The following is a 20,505-nucleotide window of genomic DNA, read 5'->3' as shown; positions in this document are numbered from 1 at the left end:
GATGTTTCCGCATGAAGCAGTGATACTGGCCGCAGGCAATGTTCCTGCGAATACAGGAGCCTGTGTATCGGTTACAGTTACAGTCTGAGTGTGTACGGCTGTATTACCGCAAAGGTCGGTAGCCGTCCATTTTCTTGTAAGGGTATAGCTTCCAGGGCAAGCGCCGTCAGTTCTTGTCTCGGCGAATGTCACTGTTGCAGTTCCACAGGCATCGGTTGCCGTAAGTGTAGCTGCTGCTGGAATGTTTCCACAAGCTGCAGTTATACTGGCAGTAGGAAGGGTTCCGTTAAATGTTGGAGCAGTGGTGTCGTTTATTGTGATTGTCTGAGTAAAATTTGCAGTTGTACAGTCTGTTGCAACTGTAAATACTCTGGTGACAACAGTAGGACAACTACCTGTTTTAGTGTCTTTATAAGTTATTGTATGTACCAGAGATGCATTTGAAGTTGTTCCTCCTGCACTTTGGAATTGTGCCAATGTAATTGAAACAGGTGTTTCGCTATAAGTCAAAGGAGTAATACTACTTTGGTTACAACCCTGAATACTGGCATTAGCCGGACCAGTCAAGGTAACAGTAGGTTTTACATTCACAGTTACCTGGGCACATGCTGAATTTCCACAACTGTTTTCCCAACGTACATAATAGGTAGTTGTTTGAGTTGGAGCTGCAACTGAAAGGTTATTTCCTGTTCCAATTGCTGTTCCGCCACAACTTGAAGTATACCATTTTAAGGTAGTGCCCGATCCTCCTGTAGCAGATAAAACAATATTTCCACCTGCATTTGAACAGATATTATTATTGTTTACGCTTGCAGCAGTTGGCGCTACAGGCGCTGAATCAACATTGACAACTACCTGATCTGTTGATGTACATTGTCCGTTAGCATTGGTTACTGTCAGTGTGTAGGTAGTAGTTGTTGTTGGAGAAGCAATAGGATTCGCAATATTATTGAAATTTAATCCTGTTGACGGACTCCAACTGTAAATAACACCACCGCTACCGCTTAGTTGCGTATTTCCTCCCGGACAGATAGTAACATCAGGTCCAGCATTTGCAACAATAGGAGTAGGGTTTCCAATAGTAGCAGTACCACTAAGATTTGGTTTACAACTTCCTGGGTCTTTTACAACTACAGTATAATTTCCTGGTGACAGGTTTGAAAAAGTATTGATACTTTGCCAATTTGCACCATTATTAATAGAATATAAGTAGCTTCCTGAACCACCTGAAACGTTTACGGTCAATGTTCCATTGTTTTGTCCGTTACACTGTGCATTAGTAGCATTGATAGAATTAAGAACAGCCGTTTCGTAGATGGTCATCGTTTGCGTTACATATACTACGTCACTGGAACAAGGACAGCTTGTTATTGTCCTTACAATAAAAGTTTCACTATTGTCTGAAATAGCATCAGCTACTGTAGTATAAGGTATGTCGATATAAGTTTGGTTAGCCGGAATTGTTACCTGTGTTGGAAATGGCTGTCCGCCAGTTGTCTGAATGTCGACTCCATTGGTAAAAGTTCCTGACAAAAGCAGATTCACAACTAATGGCTGTGAAATATCACTGCCAGTTCTTTGTACTCTGAATTTATTATTACATCCTTCAAAAATATTATTCTGGTTTTCAATCATGTTTCCATAGTTCGTAAGAACAATATTTTCAGAGTTGAAGCTTCGGGCTCCCAGGAAAACTCCGGAATCCCATTGCTGGTCACTTGCATCACCAATACTCAATTTGATTCTGTAGGTGGAGCAAGGTGTAACAGGATAGGTAGCAGTTAAGATAACGGTATTTCCATCAAATTGTGTAGTAGTTGATCCAGCTGCATTATTTTGATAATATTGTCCGTTTACTGCAGGGAAATTAACACCATCAACGTTTGTTCCTGCCGCGTGGATTGTATTGATAGAGATTGGAGTTGTACTACTAGGAAGTAATGCCAAATTGATAGCATTATTTCTGTAAGGACCTGAAATTCCAGGACCGCTTAAGAAAAATCCAAAGGCATCATTATATCCGGTTTCACAATATTCCAAATATTCTTCTGAAGAAAATACATATTTAAATTCTAAAGTATTACCTGCGGGTACGAAATCAAATTCCAAAGTTGCAGCATCGTAAATTCTTCTCCCTGTAATGCTTGCCAAATCAGGATCGTTGGCAGCACTTACCATTTCGTCCGTGCTTCCTCCCGTATTGTTTGGCCCCATCGCAGATGAAGCTTTTCCGGTCGTAAGCAATAATCCTTCTTCAATAGGAAAAGTAGAAGTTGCTTTATTGAAATAAGCTAATTGGCGATTTCCAGGTGTAGATGACCATGTATGGTTTTGCCACGTGTAAGTATTGTTATTTCTTGAATAATAACCAAATCTAACATTGCTTGCCGATAAGCAACCCGTAACAAAAAGGTTTTTCACCAATTGTTCTGGTGTATAAGCATTGTATGTAGCATTTTCTGCTACCGAAATTGATCCGGCAACAGCCATGGTTTGATATTCCAGTCCGCCCTTATTCTCTTTTATCTTAGGAGCATAGGGAATATTAGGCTTCGTAGCCCTGCTAGATGCTGGAAGTTCTTTTTGCTGTGCAAACGAAGGTATCGCAACTAAAATTAACAAGCCTAGGAGAAATAATCTACTAAGAACTATTTTGTTATTAAATCGGACTTGTTTATTTAGGCAGCCATTTTTCTTTTCGGTGATAAAAGCTTGTGGAACTTTTATTTCCTCACGCAGCGTAAAATTTTTCATGTACGTATTTTTTGGGTAAAGTTTTTAAAAAGCATAGATCTTATTTTGATAGAAATAAGAACATTCGAATTACTTTTCGGGATAAAACTAACATCTAGTTTTTTAGATAAATAATTTTATCCGTGAATAGCATAAATAGTCGTTAAAGTATCTTTTTTACATAATTCTCTGGTTATTCAATTCAATTTTTTAATTATTGTCAGTTTTCTGGTTTCTTTATTGATTTATCGTTAAAATAAAAGCATAGAATGACAGTCCAAGTATTTTTGGATACAGAGTATTTGTTAAAAGGGAAATTTTGCAACCTGACTGATAGAAAACTTCAAAAGGTGGTATTAAGTTTTGCTATCTAAAATTTGCAACTGATGGTAGTCTAAAGTTTATATTAATTGACTTTTCTATAGCGAATTTATGTTAATAAATATTTAACTAATCGAAATCGGTAGTTTTTTCGATAAAAGTGCTTAAAATGTCTGTGAAGTAAACTTTTTTTTGTAATTTGTTCTTATAAATAGTGGTGTTTTTTGAAGTCTAACTAGTTTTTTAAATTATCATTTATGAAAAATTTGATATTAATACGACATGGGAAATCAAGCTGGAATGCCCCACTTCTGGATAAAGATCGTCCATTAGCCAGTAGAGGAATGCAGGATGCCCATTTGGTTTCGATGGAAATAGGAAAACACCTTCCTAAAACTTTTACTATACTAAGCAGCACAGCAAAAAGAGCTTCAGAAACGGCTATTATTTTTGCCCAAAATCTTTCATGTCCGATTGAAAGCATTATTTTTAAGGACGAACTGTATACTTTCGATGACCGTCAGCTGGAGAAAATTATAAAATCATGTAATAATGATTATGACAACGTTATTCTTTTCGGACATAATGATGCTATAACAAATTTTGTTAATAAATTTGGGAACGTTTTTATCGATAATGTTCCTACAACCGGATTTGTTTCTATTAATTTTCAAAGCAATGACTGGCAATCGATCGATAAGGGCAAAACGCAACAAGTGATTTTTCCTAGAGATTTAAAAAAATATGATTCCACCAACTGATTACCGTTATATTGATCGTGAAAAAAGCTGGCTTGCTTTTAATGCGAGAGTTCTTCAAGAAGCCGCCGATAAAAATGTACCACTATTAGACAGACTCCGATTTTTAGGAATTTTTTCCAATAATCTTGATGAATTTTTCCGTGTCCGATTTGCAGCTATTCGCAGATTGAGCCATGCAGGTGTTTCAGGTGAAAAACTTTTGGGAGGCATCAGTTCGCAGCAATTGGTCAAGGATATAACAGAAATCGTAATCCAGCAACAATCGGAAAGTTTAAGAATCCTGAGCAATATTGAAAGTGAACTCGAAAACGAGAATATTTTTATCATCAACGAGAACGAAATTTCCCGTGAACAGGAAAATTTTATAAAAGACTTTTTTATACAGAAAGTCAGTCCGGCTCTGGTAACGATTATTTTGAATGATCTTGCCGAATTTCCTGTTTTAAAGGATACATCCGGATATCTGGCTGTTAAATTGGTTATGACCAAACCCAAATCAACAACCAAAATAGTTGTCAAGGATACGGTATTAAAAATCAAAAAACCAAAAAAGGACGTACGCTATGCCGTTATTGAAATTCCAAAAACCATAAACCGATTTGTTGTATTGCCATCAAGTAATGATAAGCAATATATCATATTGTTGGATGATGTTATAAGATATAACCTGGGCAGTATATTCAATATTTTTGACTATGAGAGCATATCAGCACACATGATAAAAATAACGAGAGACGCGCAGCTGGATATTGATAGTGATCAGAGCAAAAGTTTGATGGAAAAAATTTCCACCAGTGTAAAAGATCGCAGGATAGGGGAACCGGTACGTTTTGTATATGACCAGTCTATAGAAAAAGATACGCTGAAATTTTTCCTGAATAAAATGGGTATCGACTCGACAGATAGTATTATTCCTGGAGGAAGATACCATAACCGACGGGATTATATGGATTTTCCTAATCTTGGGAGACAAGATCTTTTATACCAGTCTAATGTTCCTCTTCCGGTTGACGGATTAAGCCTGGAAGGGAGCATGCTTGAAAAGATTGCCAAAAAAGATTATCTGGTCAATGCGCCTTACCAATCGTTTTCTTACCTGATTAAATTTTTACGTGAAGCAGCACTGGATCCAAAAGTAATTTCGATAAAGATTACTTTATACCGTCTGGCTAAAAATTCCCAGATTATCAGTTCCTTGATTAATGCGGCAAAAAATGGCAAGAAAGTAACTGTACAAATCGAATTGCAGGCCCGTTTTGATGAAGCCAGCAACATTTCGTATGCAGAACAGATGCAGACTGAAGGAATTGAATTGATTTTTGGAATAAAAGGGCTGAAAGTTCACAGTAAGATATGTGTGATTGAACGTGTTGAAGAAGGAAAGGTAAAACGCTACGGATTAATTTCTACCGGAAACTTCAACGAATCAACAGCTAAGGTTTATACTGATGTGACCTTGTTTACGAGCCATTCTAAAATATTAAAAGATGTCGCAAAGATTTTTGATTTCTTTGATATCAATTACCGCGTACACCGATATAAACACCTTATCGTTTCACCCCATTACACAAGAACGCGTTTTGAAAAACTGATTGATAGGGAAATTGCCAATGCTCAAGAGGGAAAAGAAGCTCATATCAGTTTGAAAATGAATAGCCTTTCAGATTATGGTATGATTGATAAACTGTATGATGCAAGCAGGGCAGGAGTAAAAATAAGGCTGATTGTGAGAGGAATTTGTTCCCTGATTCCGGGTGTTCCGGGAATGAGCGATAATATAGAAGCCATCAGTATTGTCGATAATTATTTGGAGCATTCCCGTGTTTATATTTTTAATAATGATGGCGATCCGGAAGTGTACATCTCATCAGCAGATTTTATGACCCGAAATCTTGATGAAAGGGTTGAAGTTACCTGTCCGATTTATGATGAGAGCATAAAACAGGAATTGATAGACACCTTCAATATAGGTTGGAAAGGAAATGTAAAAGCAAGGCTGCATTCTGAAAAATTAGACAATTTGTACAGGGTTCGCAAAGATGCTCCTGTCTTCAGGGCACAGTTAGAAACCTATAATTATTACAGAAACAAACTGGAAGTAATTGCAGAAAACCTTAATTAGTTTGTACATCTGTTAACGGCCAGAAATGGTATTGTTTCCGGCTTTATTAAAATGATAGAATAAATAATTTATGATTACGATAAGAAAATATGCGGCGATAGACATTGGTTCCAATGCGATGCGCCTGCTGATTGCCAATATTGTTGAACAAAAAGGAAAAGAAACCCAATTTAGCAAAAGTTCCCTGGTGCGTGTCCCGATTCGTCTGGGCCAGGATGCTTTTACCGTAGGAGAAATTACGGAAGAAAATATCGAAAGAATGGTGGATGCTATGAAGGCATTCAAACTTTTGATGAAAGTGCATAAAGTAGAAAAATATATGGCCTGCGCAACTTCTGCTATGCGTGAGGCATACAATGGTAAGGAAGTCGTAGACCTGATTAAGAAAAAAGCAGATGTAAAAATTGAAATTATAGACGGGAAGAAAGAAGCGGCTATAATTGCTTCTTCAGACCTGCACCATTTGCTGAAAACCGACCAAACCTATCTTTATGTAGATGTTGGCGGAGGTAGTACTGAATTTTCTCTTTTTACAGAAGGCAAGATAGTTGCCTCCAAATCATTTAAGATTGGAACCGTACGTTTGCTGAATAATATGGTTAATGACATCGTATGGCAGGAAATTGAGAAATGGATTAAACATGTGACGGAAGATTACGAACACATCAACATGATTGGTTCCGGCGGAAATATTAATAAGGTTTTTAAAATGTCAGGAAAATTACAGGAAAAGCCTTTGTCTTATATGTATCTGAATTCTCAGTTTTCTTTTCTTAACGGACTTTCCTATGAGCAAAGAATTGCCGAATTGGGACTCAATGCAGACCGTGCGGATGTAATTATACCCGCGCTCAAAGTATATCTGAATGCAATGAAATGGAGTGGTGCCCGCAATATCTATGTGCCAAAAATAGGACTTTCAGACGGTATTGTTAAGGCGATGTATTATAATAAAATTTAAGAAGGAAGATTTTAGATTTAAGATATCAGATTTAGGATTTAAGAGCGAAATTCAAAAATCTTAAATCAAAAATCCTAAATATCCAGGTCGAACGTTTTTCGCAAAATATCCAGGCTCGGATTAATTTCATTGAGCCTGTTGTATTTGTCCTGAGGTGTAAAGGCAAACTTATTCTCAACGGTTTCGTTGACAACAACCTCGATTTGGATATCGTAATTATGGAGTTTCCCACGCAAATGCCCTAAAAGGTCATGCTTTTCAGATTCAAATTCAATTTTTGAACCTTCGTTAGGAAGCTCATGATAAATGGTAGTTCCTTTTAATTTAGGGTCATTGATTAATAAAAGTGCTTCCAGAATTTTATATCCTTTATCCCCCAAACGCTGTGCATATTTGTTCCACTGCAACAGCATGTCGGTTTCTGTAAAAGGTTCTTTAGGCAATTCAGCCTCATGTCTTACAATAGTGCTGTTTACTTTTTCCAATTCTCGTTTTGCTTTAATGCTGGAAAGTGATAAGGCAGAAATTTTCGTTACACTTTTATCCTCGATAGGAGTAGATGTTTCAACCTTGGCTACCGGAGCAATTTCTTTTTCCGTTTTTTCTTCTATAGCAGGTACAGGTTCAGCAACAACGGGCGGAGTTGCGACTTGGATAATTTCGGGTGATTTTACAGGGATTTCGAGTACTCTTCCGTAGAAATGATTAGGAGGAATTATATATCCGTCAACTTTTTTTTTTCTCCATCAAAAGTGATAGAGGCCAATTGCATTAAGCAAAGCTCAACAAGAAGACGTTGGTTTTGGCTGGATTTGAATTTCAAATCACAGTCATTTGCCAGATCAATCCCTTTTAAAAGAAAATCCTGTGAAGCTTTTTGGGCTTGCAATCCATACATTTTCTGTGCTTGTTCTCCGGCTTCTAGTAAAGTCAAAGTACTAGGCGTTTTTGAAACCAGCAAATCCCTGAAATGGGAAGCAAGTCCGGCAATAAAATGATGTCCGTCAAAACCTTTGGATAGAATTTCATTATAAGCAATCAGCAGTTCCGGGATTTTGTTTTCCAAAATCAGGTCGGTCATGTTGATATAAGTCTCATAATCGAGTACATTCAGGTTTTCGGTTACCGCCAATCGGGTAAGGTTATTTCCTGAAAAACTGACAACCCTGTCAAAAATAGACAAGGCATCACGCATTGCACCATCGGCTTTTTGGGCAATAATGTGCAAAGCATCATCTTCAAAAGTAATTCCTTCGCTATTGGCTACATCTGCCAGATGGTTTTTGGCGTCTTTTACCGTAATTCTTTTGAAATCGAATATCTGGCAACGTGATAATATCGTTGGAATTATTTTATGCTTTTCTGTAGTTGCCAATATAAAAATGGCATGTTTTGGCGGTTCTTCCAGGGTTTTTAAAAACGCATTGAAAGCAGCCTGCGAAAGCATGTGCACCTCGTCAATGATATAAACTTTGTATTGGCCTGTTTGTGGTGGGATACGTACCTGGTCAATCAGATTTCGGATATCGTCAACAGAGTTATTGGATGCGGCATCCAGCTCAAAAACGTTGAAAGCAAAATCTTCAGTAGGGTCATCATAACCTTCCTGGTTTATTTTACGGGCCAGGATTCTGGCACAAGTTGTCTTACCAACACCACGTGGTCCGGTAAAAAGCAAAGCCTGTGCAAGGTGGTTGTTTTCTATAGCATTCAACAAGGTATTTGTAATAGCCTGCTGACCCACAACATCTTTAAATGTTTGCGGACGGTATTTGCGGGCTGATACAACGAAATGTTCCATAGAAATTTGACTGGACGACAAATATAGGTCTAAATTTAAAGATTAAAAAATACTGTTGAAAAGTTTTAAAATTAGTTTTTCTATACTTAAAAGCGTTCCATATCGGGATGGAAAGTAATGTATTCGTCAGTTACTTTTTTGCCGGTTTCATGGATGATAATACTGATACAGTTTTCTTTTCTGATTTCAAATGCAATTCCCAAATCTACAGCATCATATATTTCAACGGTGCCTTCTGCATCTTTGTATTTTCCACATAATACTAATTTTGGATAACTGTTTCGGATTGTGTTTATAGAACTTCCCGTTGAAATTCCATCTTCTGTTTTAAATTCCGGAGAAGTAATACGGATAAGCCGGATTACTTTTTCGGTCATTTCAGAATTTTTATAAGTTGTATAAATATTCAACTCGTTTTTCTTATCGTCTTTGGAATACCAGGTACTCCAGGCTTTTCCCATAGCTGCATCAGAAAAATCAGGTCGTCCTAAAGCAGCGAGTGTTTCTGCATTTTGTCCCAAATGGGTAAGTCCTATGCTTTTTCCCGGAACGATAAGCTGTTTTTTATCAGTAGTTTTAACCAAAATAGTTTCAGCAATCGTATCTGAAACAGGAGTGGTTTCAATAGTTTTTGCTTTTTTGTCGGAACAGGAAATAAAACCGATTCCCACAAAAAGCCAGATTGTTTTTTTCATGACAATTTTTAATTTATCCTAAAACTTCAGCAATAGTTTCTTTTTTCAAGAGCCTGACCAATGCTTCTTCTTCGGGGTTCAGTTTATTGTTTTTAATATTAGCTTTTACCTTATAATTCCAGATAGAGCCTTTTTCATAAGAGGCGATGACGGTAGGATGCACATAGTACTTTTTACAGACAGCTCTGGTATTTCCCAACTTTTTGGCCACATCATCAATAACCGAAACGATATTTCTTTTGCATTCTGTAACCGTAATAAACTGGCCTATTTCCTGAAAAGTAAACAGTGCGTGTACGCTTCCTGCCCATACTCTGAAATCTTTTGCCGTAAAATCTTCGTGTGTAATTTCTTTGAGATAATTATTAATGTCTGCCGAGCCAATGGAGTGGTGTTTTCCTTCATCATCATAATACTGGAAAAGTTCCTGTCCCGGAATTTCTTTGCATTTTTTGACCAGATTGGCCAACTTACGACTTTGCAAGCTTATTTTATGCGATACCCCTTTTTTGCCTTTAAACTCAAAATAGACGGATGAATTAGAAAATTTCACATGTTTGTCCCGCAATGTTGTTAATCCAAAAGAGCCATATAATTTTTTATAGGCATCATTTCCAACACGAATATGGGTCAGTTCGATTAGTTTAACAACCAACGCGACTACTTTTTCATAAGGAAGCCCTTTACGGTTCAAATCTTTTTCGATTTGTTTCCGTATCATTGGAAGGGCATTTGCAAACCGTCTCAATCTGTAAAACTTAGATTGATTCCGGATTTTATTCCAATTAGGATGATAACGGTATTGTTTTCTTCCTCTGGCATCAATTCCGGTGACTTGCAAATGCCCATTTTCATAAGGAGAAATCCAAACATTCTCCCAAGCCGGTGGTATGACCAGCTTTTTTATCCTTTCGATTATAGACTTATCTTTAATTATCGTATTGTTTTCATCCTTGTAGACAAAAGCATTGTCTTTGCCTTTTATTCTGTAATAGCCTTTATGCATTTGAGGAGCATATCTCAATCCTACAGACTGGGCCGTTACTTTTGGATTACTGCCAATTTTTTGAAGTTTTGCCTCTAATCGGTTCATGCTTTATTCAGAAGGCTGTCTGCCTTTAATTACGAGTTCATGTAAAGTTTGGGCTGCTTCGTCTTCTGAAAAAGACAGGTCTCCGGAAACATAGACTCCTTTTTCACCTTTGTCCGATTTGATTCCGTATACGGTTGCTTCGTCTCCAGGGTCGGTAGCTCCTTCATAACGGTATATGTGGACAATTTCAAAGCAATCCCCACAATCTTTAATACGGTCTGCTTCAAGATTAAAATCTACTGTGAATCCTTTTTCTGCCAACTCTTCCAAAGCTTTGGATACGGTGGCATAATGATACATTTGATGGTCCATGACTTATATTTTTAATTGGTTTTTAGTATTTCTAATTTACAATATAAATTTCCCTGAAGCTGCTAATGGAATGTTAATTGAGTTTATAAGATTATAAGGTAAGATTACAGATTAATGGAAATCTCGATTAATTGCATTAGTTTTGCAGTCGCAGACCGCCTTATCGCCGTCTTGAAAAAGAGGGAGGAAAGTCCGGGCACCATAGAGCAACATAGCGGGTAACGCCCGTCACCGGAAGCAATTCCGGGAGGACAAGTGCAACAGAAAGTATGTACAGGTAATGCTGTAGTGAAACCAGGTAAACTCTATGTGGTGAAATACCAAGTATATCGGCTTTTAAGGGCTGCTCGTCCGTTGCCGAAGGGTAGGTAGATTGAGTTCCGGAGTAATTCGGAATCTAGATAAATGATAAGGGTTTCTTTTTAAGAAATACAGAACCCGGCTTACAGGTCTGCTTTTTTATTGTTTGAGCTTGAACTCCAATCCGATATTACGGATACTTTCAATAGAGATTTTTGGGTCATTTCCAAAGTATTTTCTCAAACGGCTGATAAAAACATCCATACTTCGACCTGAAAAAAAATCATCATTTCCCCAAACAGCTTTTAGAATTTCTTCCCGTTTCAATAGTTGGTTTTTATTTTTGTAAAGGAAAAAAATTAAAGAACCTTCTTTTTCAGTAACTCTTTGAATAGTTTCTCCAATTTTCAATTCCAGACGCTGCGGATTAAAAACATAATCACCAATTCGGATTTCTTCTGAAACAGGCAGAGATGTCTTTTCACTTCTTCTTACTATATTATTTAAACGGAGAACCAGCTCGTCTGCTTCAAAAGGTTTGGCAATATAATCGTCGGCTCCTAATTTGAGTCCTTTGATTTTATCGTCTTTTAATTTTCGGGCTGTGAGAAAAACAAAAGGAACTTCCGGATTAATCTTAATGATTTTTTCTGCCAGTGTGAATCCGTCAATTTTAGGCATCATGACATCAAAAATGCAGATACTGAATTCTTCGTTTTGGAAAAGGTTCAACGCTTCTTCGCCATCTTTGGCCCAAAAAACCTGAAAATTATGAAGGTCAAGATATTGCTTGAGAATCATTGCAAAATCAAAATCATCTTCTGCTAAAAGTACTTTTTTGATAGTAATCGCCACTGCTTAAATAAATTATCCGTTGGAAACCTGAAGTCTAAGGTCAAAAGTAGCTCCTTTGCCAAGGTCGCTAATAACATGTATGCTTCCCTGATGTGCTTTTATAATCTGGTCTACATAATAAAGTCCTAACCCCAATCCTTTGGCATCATGCAGGTCGCCCTGTTCTACACGGTAAAATTTATCAAACAGGAGGGAATGCTTGTTTTTCGAAATACCAATTCCGTCATCTGAAATGCTGATGGCAAACTGACCTTCCTGCAACGAAGATGTTACCTTAATGTTTGTACAGCCATATTTTACGGCATTTTCTAAAACATTGGTGATAGCGGTGGTCAGGTGGAACTTATCGAGGTTAATACTTATTTTTTTGGAATCGAGCATTTTTTCAATCAAAATATCGGGATAGGCAATCTGGAAATCGTTGATAATTGAATTTAAAAAGTCAGGCATCAGCACTTTTTCTTTGTGCAGTTCAATTTCTTCATAGCCTAAGGAATTGGTCATCACCTGGTCAATTAGATTTTGCAGACGATTATTCTGGCGAATAATGGTTCCCAACACCGTGTTATAGGTTTCTTCATTATCGCGTATTTCTTTACGTTCCAGAATTTTTGTAGAAACAGAAAGTGTGGTTAGCGGTGTTTTGAGCTCATGGGTAATATTATTGATAAAGTCAGTCTTGATGTCACTGATTTTCTTTTGCTTAATCAGGGCTTTTAATGCGATTACGAAAAGGGTGATTAGTGTGAGTATGGAGAAAACAGCAAAAATAAGAATGAGTGCCATTCGTTTAAGTACGATATATTCCCAGTTTTTAATGGATACATATAAGGTGTCTTCCGTCAGAAGTTTATAATCGGAATTGAGTTCCTGTTTTTTGAATGAACCGCTGGTAGTTCCCACATAATTCCGAATCAGGAAAGCATCGTCCAGAGAAGCCAGGTCACCGTATAATTTATTTTCAATGAAAGGCTTTTCTGCGAATATAGTGTCGGCCTCTTTTGTAGCATCATAAATCACGAATTTGTCTAAAACTATAGCAAAATCTATAGTCAGGTTTGGTATTTCATTTTCAAATTCTTCCTGCAGTTTTCGGGTAAGTTCACTTTTGAATTCATTTTGCAGCAGGGCATTTTTAATATGGAAACGTGTGCTTTTATCCCGCAAATAATTTTCTGCTAATTGTTTATACAACAAGTCTTTTTTGCTGAATATGGTTGAATCGATATCACTATAATCGTTGGTGATTTTTGCAATTTTTGCCTTGATTTCAGAACGGAACTGCTCGACTTTATACTCATAGGTAGTTTTGACCAGATAGTATTGTATGGCCGAAAGCACGACCAGAACCAGAGCCGAGAATCCTATTAATAGGTTGATTTTCTTTTTCATACTAACAGATTGCAGAACCAAAAATAAGTGATTTATTCTGAAAAAAAGACATTAACCCAGCATTAACCTAGCATTAACTCTCGCAGTCTGTTTTTAAGCCAATTTTGCTACATACGATATACGAACAATTTCAAATCGCAAAATGCAAACCAAACGAGTATTTATAATTATGCTGCTGTTTTCAAAAATCTATTCCTATTCACAGAAAATCCCGGAAGATTTCGGCTACAGACATATTGCCATGAAATATCAGGACGACCCGGTTGATATTATTGTTATCTCTAAAAAAGGCGAAGAAAAGTTAGCCAAACCTATTTTCTTCTTTTGCCAGGGAAGTCTGCCGCAACCTGTTGTAAAATATGATGAAAAAGGGCTTTACGGTACACTACCATTTGATGAGAATTCCTTTCTCGAAACCTATCATATTGTTATTGTCGGAAAACCATTCATACCAATTATTTCTGATGTCAATAAATTAGGGAAAGACTATATGTATTTGAAAGACATAGAAAAGGAAATCCCGCCCAAAGGATATACCGAAAGAAATTATCTGGATTATTATGTGTTTCGAAATAACTTCATAGTAAAGCAGCTGGCTAAAGAACGTTGGGTAAAGAATAAAAAACTGGTAGTAGCCGGACATTCCGAAGGCAGTTCCATTGCTGCAAAAATGGCCTCTATCAATAAAAAAATCACCCACCTGATTTATTCAGGAGGCAATCCTTATGGAAGAATAATGAATATTTTGGCACAGAGCAGAAGCTTTGACACGGATTTCACAGATGAAGGAAAAAATACGATAGAACATTGGAAAAAGGTCGTTGCACATTCTAACGATACAAGTCTGACGAATGGCGATACCTATAAAACGACCTACAGTTTTTCATTACCTCAAAAAGATAACCTGATGGGCTTAAAGATTCCGGTACTGGTTTCTTATGGAACTAAAGATTGGTCAGGTCCGTTCAATGACTTGTTTCAGATTGAAGCCATCCGCGAAAAAAAAGACAATTGTATTTTTAAAAGCTATCTGAATCTGGAGCATAATTATTTCCCTGTCAATGAGGATGGTACTGTTAATTATGAAGTATATAATTGGGATAAAATCGCTGCAGATTGGTTAAACTGGCTAAACAATTCTGATAATGAAAATTAGGTTAGTAGTACTGACCGTACTATTGGCAAGTTATCCTTCTTTTGCCCAGAAAACAGAAAACGACACCTTGAATCAAATGGAAGAAGTTGTCATAGAAGGAAACACGAAAACATTTATTTATAAAAACGGAAATGTTAAGATTGATATCGCAAATTCAATTCACAAAACCGTTTCCAATACTTTAGACCTTTTGTCGAGGCTTCCCAAAATCCAAATAAGCCCGGATAGGGAAAAAATTACGGTTATAGGAAAAGGAACGCCATTGGTGTATATAGACAATCAGAAAGTTGAAATGAACGACCTGAATGCGCTATCGGTTGAGGACATCAAAACAATAGAAATCATTGATAATCCGTCGTCAAAATATGAAGCTGAAGGCCGGTCTGTCATATTGATTACCAGAAAAAGAAACAAAAAAGAAGGCTATCAACTGACTTTTTTAGAAACTGCTGCTTTTAAAAAGAAATTCAATAATTATCTCGGACTGAATTCAAGCTTTAAATTAAGTAAAACAGAATTTAAGGCAAACTTCAATTACAACAGGTTAAATCCTTGGGAAAGCAACGGAAGTGACTATAAGATTCCGGCAAACAATATCCAATCTGATTACCGGGTTGCAGGCTATACGAACAGAGATAAATACGTCTATGGCGTGGGTGTCTATCATAAGATTAATGAAGAAGAAGATTTTTCATTTACCGCAAACGGAACCTCCAAAAATGATGATTTCGACTTTTCTACCAAAACAAACAGCAAAATTGGAGAAGAACAAAATCATATAAGGACTTTAGGAAAAAGTAAAGAACATGAAAATTTTATCAATTCATTTTTAAATTATAATAAAAAAATAACCAGTTGGGAAGCGTCTCTTTTTGCAGGATTGCAGTATTCTAACTACAATTCGGAATCGTTTACAAGTGCTTTGAACAATTACAATGAAACAAGCTACGAGCCTTTCCAACAGACCCAGGATGGTTTCAATGTAAATGTCTTTTCAGGAAGGATTGATTTTGAAAAGAAATTTAAAAATGAAATAAAGTGGGAGACAGGAGCCCAATATTCTTCAGCTATTGCCCATACAGATTTAGATATTAAAAATTTTGAGCAGGATTTGGCTTCCAATTCAAAGTACCAACTCAAAGAAAAAAATACGGCGGCCTATGCTCAATTATCAGGAACACTTATGAAGATTTCCTGGATGGCAGGTGTCAGGGCAGAAAACACAAAAATCTTCGGACGTTATGAGGGAGAGCCGGTTTCTGTTGATAAGAACTATACTACTTTATTTCCAAAAGCGCAGCTAAGTATACCTGTTGACAGTACAAAAACGCTGAACCTGAATTATGGAAGAAGTATTTCCAGACCGGATTATTCGTCTACAAGTCAAGGTCTTACTTATATCAATCCGTATTTTGCCTTCGCTACCAATATCAATTTAAATCCATCTATTACGAGTGAAATAGCGGCTAATTTGCAGTATAGGGACAAATCTGTAAAGTTGAGCTACTACGAAAACAGCAACGTAATAAACTATGGTTTTTTATATAATGAACCACAAAACTTATTGATTTACAGACCGCAAAATTTTGAAAAAGAAACAGGATATAATCTGGAATTTATGTTGCCTTTTAGCAGCAATTTCTGGTCTTCGACTAACATTGTCAGTTTTATTTTAAATAAGATTGAAGATTCTTCTGCAGTAATTGGTGATACTAAACCGTATGTTTATTATTATTCCAATCATGTTTTTAAATTAAAAAATGAATTGCAGTTTTCCTTAACGGGCTGGGGACTCACGAGCAGAAATGAAGGAGTTTTTCAAAGAAACTCTTATTTTCAATTGGATTTTGCAGCTTCAAAGACTTTTTTTAAAAACCTTTCCTGTACGGTCAATTACAACAATGTATTTAGAAACAGAACGTTTACAGAAAATTTTGAAGTCAGTAAAGTACGTTCCAACGCCATCTTTTTTGTAGATAATTGCGAATTTTCAATAGCAATCCGATATACTTTAGGAAAAATAAAAGACTCTATTTATAAAGAAAAAGAAGTAAACGAAAATTCAGGAAGGATAAAATAATTCCGCAGCGTTATTCATCAATCAAAAATCACAAACGGTTATGTCTGCGGATTATCCTTCGTCATCTTCTGTAATTTCGGCTTCATTTCTTAATTCTTCATCTTCACCGCTGTTGATTTCAAAGAATGAAAAAACAGAACCGCCATAGCTTTTCTTGAACGAAAAATTAATCATGTGGTCCAGCTTTGTATATTTTGAGTGTTCAATAATCATCATGCCGTCTTCTTCGAGAAGTTCATTGGCAAAGATAAGTTCGACTAGTTTTTCAAATGTTGCCTGATCAAGGTCATAAGGCGGGTCGGCAAAAATAATATCATAAGCCGCTTTACTCTTTTCAACAAACTTAAACACATCGCTTTTGATTCCTGATATCCCAAAGCCAAATTCATCCGCTGTCTGTTTGATAAATTTTACACAGCCAAAATCACCATCAACACTTGTAATCGTTTCACAGCCACGGGAAGCAAACTCATAGCTAATGTTACCGGTTCCGGCAAATAAGTCTAAAACTTTCAATCCGTTGAAATTGAAATAATTGTTCAATACGTTGAACAGGGCTTCCTTGCTCATGTCTGTCGTTGGACGGACCGGCAGGCCTTTTGGAGGCGAAATACGCCTTCCTTTATATTTCCCGGATATAATTCTCATTTATGAGTTGAATAAGATAAAATATTTTAAGTTTTCCAGTGTTGAAAAATCATTGTGCTTTTGCGTATGGAATACATTCATCAATGAAATGTTCCTGATATAACGATAAGCAATCTTAAACAGGTCGCTCTCTTCTGAAATTTCGCCCAGCAATTGCAGTTTAAAAGTTTCAGGGTTCAATTTTAGCTGTTCTGCTGTAAAAAGGATATAGTAGATAAAATCCTCTTTGGTCTGGTATTCAAACGAATTAAACAACAAAAGCTTTTGGTTTTCTATCACGACAATCTCGAAATGCTCTTTCCCTACATGAACGAATAGCTGTGTTTCTGAAACATTCTTTGAGTTCTCAAGAAGTTTCTGCACTAAAATACTGTTTACGTGCAGGTAATCAAAACTGTCAAACTGGTCCAGCAGATAATTATTGAAATTAACATACGGAATGTAAGTATTGACCATATCAAAAGGTTCAAGAACGTCAAAGGCAAAAAAATCAGATTCAAAAACTTTGGTACTGTATTGCAGATAACTTCCTAAATAGTTTTCATCAAACATCGCTTTTGGCACAAAAGAAGAAAGATTGTTTTCGTGGAGAACAACTACTTCGTCATAGGTTGCCGTAAGTTCTTTATGGTTTACAAAAGCCTGCCAGTAATGGTCTTCTACCTTAATAGATTTTTCAAAATCATTAAAATCGACTTCCTTGACAAACAGAACGGTTTGATTCAAAGTATCAAAACAGCAAAATCGGAATCCATTCAAAGATACCTGAATGGAAAGTTTCCTGTATTTTTTTTCTGTTATGTTTGTGTTAGCCGACATTGATTTTTTCTGGTGTTCGCAAACTTACAATTTTTTGTGGCATACTCCTCATATTTATAGGGCAAAACTTATACTAAATCTATAACTTTACAGCAAATAATAAACCATGAATGCTGTATTTTTCTACAAAACCCTGAAGTCGAAGTTTCCGTACCAGCCTACTGTCAAACAGGATATCTTCTTCCAGAAAATTGCTGAATTTCTGACCAATGACAAACAGGATGAAATTTTTGTGCTAAAAGGTTATGCCGGAACAGGAAAGACAACCGTAATTTCGACTTTGGTAAACAACCTTACAGAAATCAATAAAAAATATGTGCTTTTGGCACCCACCGGTCGTGCGGCAAAAGTCATTGCCAATTATTCGCAAAAGCCGGCCTATACCATCCACAAAAAAATCTATTATCCTAAAACAAAAAGTGGAGGAGTGACCTTTACTACTCAGCAGAACAAACATAAAAATACGATTTTTATCGTTGACGAATCGTCTATGATTTCAGATTCGGGTAATGAAACCAGTATGTATGAAAATGGTTCACTGTTAGACGACCTCCTATATTATGTGTATTCCGGAGTTAACTGTAAAATGATTCTTTTGGGTGATACGGCACAGTTACCGCCGGTAAATCTTGACATATCGCCGGCTCTGGATATTAATCTGCTACATAGAAATTATGATATGGAAGTTTCCCACATCGAATTTGATGAAGTAATGCGACAGGAAGAAAATTCGGGAATATTGTTCAATGCAACTGAACTGAGGGAACAATTGGAGGAAGACTTTTTTGAAGATTTCAAGTTTGATGTAACGCATTTTAAAGATATTGTCAGACTAACAGACGGTTATGACATTCAGGATGCCATCCACACAGCCTATAGCAATTACGGATTGGAAGATACCGCATTTATTGTGCGTTCCAACAAAAGGGCCAATGCCTATAACCAGCAAATCCGGACTAGAATCCTGGATAAGGAGAGCGAACTTTCTACGGGCGATTTTCTTATGGTGGTAAAAAATAATTATTTTTGGCTCAAGGATTCTACCGAAACCGATTTTATAGCCAATGGCGATATTGTCGAAGTTATGGAAATCTATAAGATGCAGGAATTGTACGGCTTTAAGTTTGCTACCGTAAAAATAAGAATGGTGGATTATCCGAATCAGATACCATTTGAAACGGTCTTGATTTTAGATACATTGACAAGCGAATCGGCATCATTGACCTATGAAGAATCAAACCGACTGTATCAGGAAATAATGCTGGATTATGAAGAGGAAAGGACAGCCTACAGGAAATTCCAAAAAGTAAAAGAAAACAGGTATTTTAACGCCTTGCAGGTAAAGTTTTCATACGCCATGACCTGCCATAAATCACAGGGCGGACAATGGAATACCGTATTTGTCGAACAGCCTTATTTGCCCAACGGAATCGACAGAGATTACATCCGCTGGTTATATACAGCCATTACAAGAGCTAAAGACAAATTGTATTTGATTGGCTTTAAAGATGAAAACTTTATTGATAGTTAATAGTTTTTAGTTGATAGGCTATAGTTAGTAGTGGATGGTGGTTAGTGGATAGTCAGAAATCAAAAATCAAAAATCCAAAATCTTAAATCTTAGATCATAAATCAAAAATATTTAAAATGAAAATAATAGCAGTTATTCCGGCGCGTTACGCATCAACCCGATTTCATGCCAAACTGATGCAGGATTTGGGTGGGAAAACAGTAATTTCCAGAACCTATGAAGCGGCCGTTTCAACACAGCTTTTTGATGATGTTTTTGTTGCTACCGATTCTCAACTCATTTTTGACGAAATTGTTTCCAATGGAGGCAAGGCTATCATGAGTAAAAAGGAACATGAATCCGGAAGTGATAGGATAGCTGAGGCTGTTGAAGACCTGGATGTTGATATTGTTGTAAACGTACAGGGCGACGAACCTTTTATTAATAAAGAACCGCTTGAAAAACTTTTAGAAGTATTCAGAAATGATGAAGCCCGCCAGATTGACCTGGCGTCTCTGATGCGCGAAATAAAAGACAAGGAAGAAATTGCAAATCCAAACAATGTAAAGGTAATCGTAGACCAAAGCGGCCTGGCTTTATACTTCTCACGTTCGGTTATCCCATACCCGAGAGATGAAAATGCAGGCGTGCGTTATTTCCAGCATATTGGTATTTATGCGTTTAGAAAACCGGCCTTAATGGATTTTTACAGCCTGCCGATGAAATCTCTGGAGGCTTCTGAAAAATTGGAACAGCTGCGATATCTTGAATATGGCAAGAAAATAAAAATGGTAGAAACCACTCATGTAGGAATTGGTATTGATACGGTTGAGGATTTGGAGAAGGCGAGGAAGTTGGTTTAAGATTTATGATTTTAGATTGCAGATTTTAGATTGCAGATTTTAGAAGTAGTCAAGAGAAGAAAATCTGTATAATCTGCGTAATC

At 36.7% G+C, this 20,505-nt stretch carries 17 protein-coding genes and 1 other RNA gene; 8 read left to right on the top strand and 10 right to left on the bottom strand.

The genetic code is table 11. The features are described 5' to 3' along the window. Nucleotides 1–2,754, bottom strand: a 2,754-nt coding sequence (locus ASG38_RS04275) for a choice-of-anchor L domain-containing protein (protein WP_157486032.1), incomplete at its 3' end; no start/stop codon positions are given. A 557-nt stretch (nt 2,755–3,311) separates the two neighbouring features. On the opposite strand from ASG38_RS04275, the gene ASG38_RS04270 reads away from it, so the two are divergent. The 3 genes from ASG38_RS04270 (at nt 3,312) to ASG38_RS04260 (ending at nt 6,898) form a co-directional block, all read left to right on the top strand. Beyond that, on the top strand, nt 3,312–3,815 hold the full coding sequence (locus ASG38_RS04270) for a histidine phosphatase family protein (protein ID WP_056067496.1): 504 nt from the start codon (nt 3,312–3,314) through the stop codon (nt 3,813–3,815). Next, on the top strand, nt 3,799–5,937 hold the full coding sequence (ppk1, locus tag ASG38_RS04265; protein ID WP_056067495.1) for a polyphosphate kinase 1: 2,139 nt from the start codon (nt 3,799–3,801) through the stop codon (nt 5,935–5,937). Before ASG38_RS04270 ends, ppk1 begins: the two co-directional genes overlap by 17 nt. Before the next feature lie 70 nt (nt 5,938–6,007). After that, complete coding sequence (locus tag ASG38_RS04260) at nt 6,008–6,898, top strand: Ppx/GppA phosphatase family protein (protein ID WP_056067493.1); 891 nt, start codon at nt 6,008–6,010, stop codon at nt 6,896–6,898. A 74-nt stretch (nt 6,899–6,972) separates the two neighbouring features. Here ASG38_RS04260 and ASG38_RS04255 read toward each other — a convergent pair whose 3' ends face one another. The 5 genes from ASG38_RS04255 to ASG38_RS04230 all read right to left on the bottom strand — a co-directional run bounded on the left by ASG38_RS04255 (nt 6,973) and on the right by ASG38_RS04230 (nt 10,799). Then, nucleotides 6,973–7,383: a hypothetical protein gene (locus tag ASG38_RS04255; protein WP_056067491.1), complete on the bottom strand. Its 411-nt coding sequence runs from the start codon at nt 7,381–7,383 to the stop codon at nt 6,973–6,975. Nucleotides 7,384–7,613: 230 nt separating this feature from the next. Next, nucleotides 7,614–8,699 (bottom strand): DNA polymerase III subunit gamma/tau, encoded by a 1,086-nt coding sequence (gene dnaX / locus ASG38_RS04245; protein ID WP_056067487.1) that lies wholly within the window; start codon nt 8,697–8,699, stop codon nt 7,614–7,616. Nucleotides 8,700–8,785: 86 nt separating this feature from the next. Continuing rightward, complete coding sequence (locus ASG38_RS04240) at nt 8,786–9,394, bottom strand: hypothetical protein (protein ID WP_056067485.1); 609 nt, start codon at nt 9,392–9,394, stop codon at nt 8,786–8,788. 13 nt (nt 9,395–9,407) lie between these two features. Then, nucleotides 9,408–10,487: a DNA topoisomerase IB gene (locus tag ASG38_RS04235; RefSeq protein WP_056067483.1), complete on the bottom strand. Its 1,080-nt coding sequence runs from the start codon at nt 10,485–10,487 to the stop codon at nt 9,408–9,410. Between the two features lie 3 nt (nt 10,488–10,490). Next, complete coding sequence (locus tag ASG38_RS04230) at nt 10,491–10,799, bottom strand: hypothetical protein (protein ID WP_056067482.1); 309 nt, start codon at nt 10,797–10,799, stop codon at nt 10,491–10,493. Nucleotides 10,800–10,946: 147 nt separating this feature from the next. On the opposite strand from ASG38_RS04230, the gene rnpB reads away from it, so the two are divergent. Further along, nucleotides 10,947–11,261, top strand: an RNA gene (gene rnpB / locus ASG38_RS04285) — RNase P RNA component class A. Here the strand turns inward: rnpB and ASG38_RS04225 are convergent. Both ASG38_RS04225 and ASG38_RS04220 read right to left on the bottom strand, forming a co-directional pair. Beyond that, nucleotides 11,259–11,942: a response regulator transcription factor gene (locus ASG38_RS04225; RefSeq protein WP_056067503.1), complete on the bottom strand. Its 684-nt coding sequence runs from the start codon at nt 11,940–11,942 to the stop codon at nt 11,259–11,261. The genes rnpB and ASG38_RS04225 overlap by 3 nt on opposite strands. A 24-nt stretch (nt 11,943–11,966) precedes the next feature. Then, nucleotides 11,967–13,346 (bottom strand): HAMP domain-containing sensor histidine kinase, encoded by a 1,380-nt coding sequence (locus ASG38_RS04220; protein WP_056067480.1) that lies wholly within the window; start codon nt 13,344–13,346, stop codon nt 11,967–11,969. 142 nt (nt 13,347–13,488) lie between these two features. Between ASG38_RS04220 and ASG38_RS04215 the strand changes: the two genes are divergently transcribed. Together ASG38_RS04215 and ASG38_RS04210 are read left to right on the top strand one after the other, a co-directional pair. Next, complete coding sequence (locus ASG38_RS04215; protein ID WP_056067477.1) at nt 13,489–14,502, top strand: hypothetical protein; 1,014 nt, start codon at nt 13,489–13,491, stop codon at nt 14,500–14,502. After that, complete coding sequence (locus tag ASG38_RS04210) at nt 14,492–16,582, top strand: outer membrane beta-barrel family protein (protein WP_056067475.1); 2,091 nt, start codon at nt 14,492–14,494, stop codon at nt 16,580–16,582. Before ASG38_RS04215 ends, ASG38_RS04210 begins: the two co-directional genes overlap by 11 nt. A 51-nt stretch (nt 16,583–16,633) precedes the next feature. Here ASG38_RS04210 and ASG38_RS04205 read toward each other — a convergent pair whose 3' ends face one another. Together ASG38_RS04205 and ASG38_RS04200 are read right to left on the bottom strand one after the other, a co-directional pair. Next, on the bottom strand, nt 16,634–17,230 hold the full coding sequence (locus tag ASG38_RS04205; protein WP_056067473.1) for an RsmD family RNA methyltransferase: 597 nt from the start codon (nt 17,228–17,230) through the stop codon (nt 16,634–16,636). Then, the gene (locus ASG38_RS04200) at nt 17,231–18,049 is read right to left on the bottom strand and encodes a DUF3822 family protein (RefSeq protein WP_056067471.1); all 819 of its coding nucleotides are present in this window, start codon (nt 18,047–18,049) and stop codon (nt 17,231–17,233) included. Nucleotides 18,050–18,155: 106 nt separating this feature from the next. On the opposite strand from ASG38_RS04200, the gene ASG38_RS04195 reads away from it, so the two are divergent. Both ASG38_RS04195 and kdsB read left to right on the top strand, forming a co-directional pair. After that, nucleotides 18,156–19,580: an ATP-dependent RecD-like DNA helicase gene (locus ASG38_RS04195; protein ID WP_056067468.1), complete on the top strand. Its 1,425-nt coding sequence runs from the start codon at nt 18,156–18,158 to the stop codon at nt 19,578–19,580. A 116-nt stretch (nt 19,581–19,696) separates the two neighbouring features. Next, nucleotides 19,697–20,422: a 3-deoxy-manno-octulosonate cytidylyltransferase gene (kdsB, locus tag ASG38_RS04190; RefSeq protein WP_056067466.1), complete on the top strand. Its 726-nt coding sequence runs from the start codon at nt 19,697–19,699 to the stop codon at nt 20,420–20,422. Nucleotides 20,423–20,505 lie beyond the last annotated feature (83 nt).

This window comes from Flavobacterium sp. Leaf359 (assembly GCF_001423985.1).
Lineage (GTDB): Bacteria > Bacteroidota > Bacteroidia > Flavobacteriales > Flavobacteriaceae > Flavobacterium > Flavobacterium lindanitolerans.
Note: the sequence above shows the minus strand (reverse complement) of the source record. Positions and strands in the feature narration are given on the sequence as shown.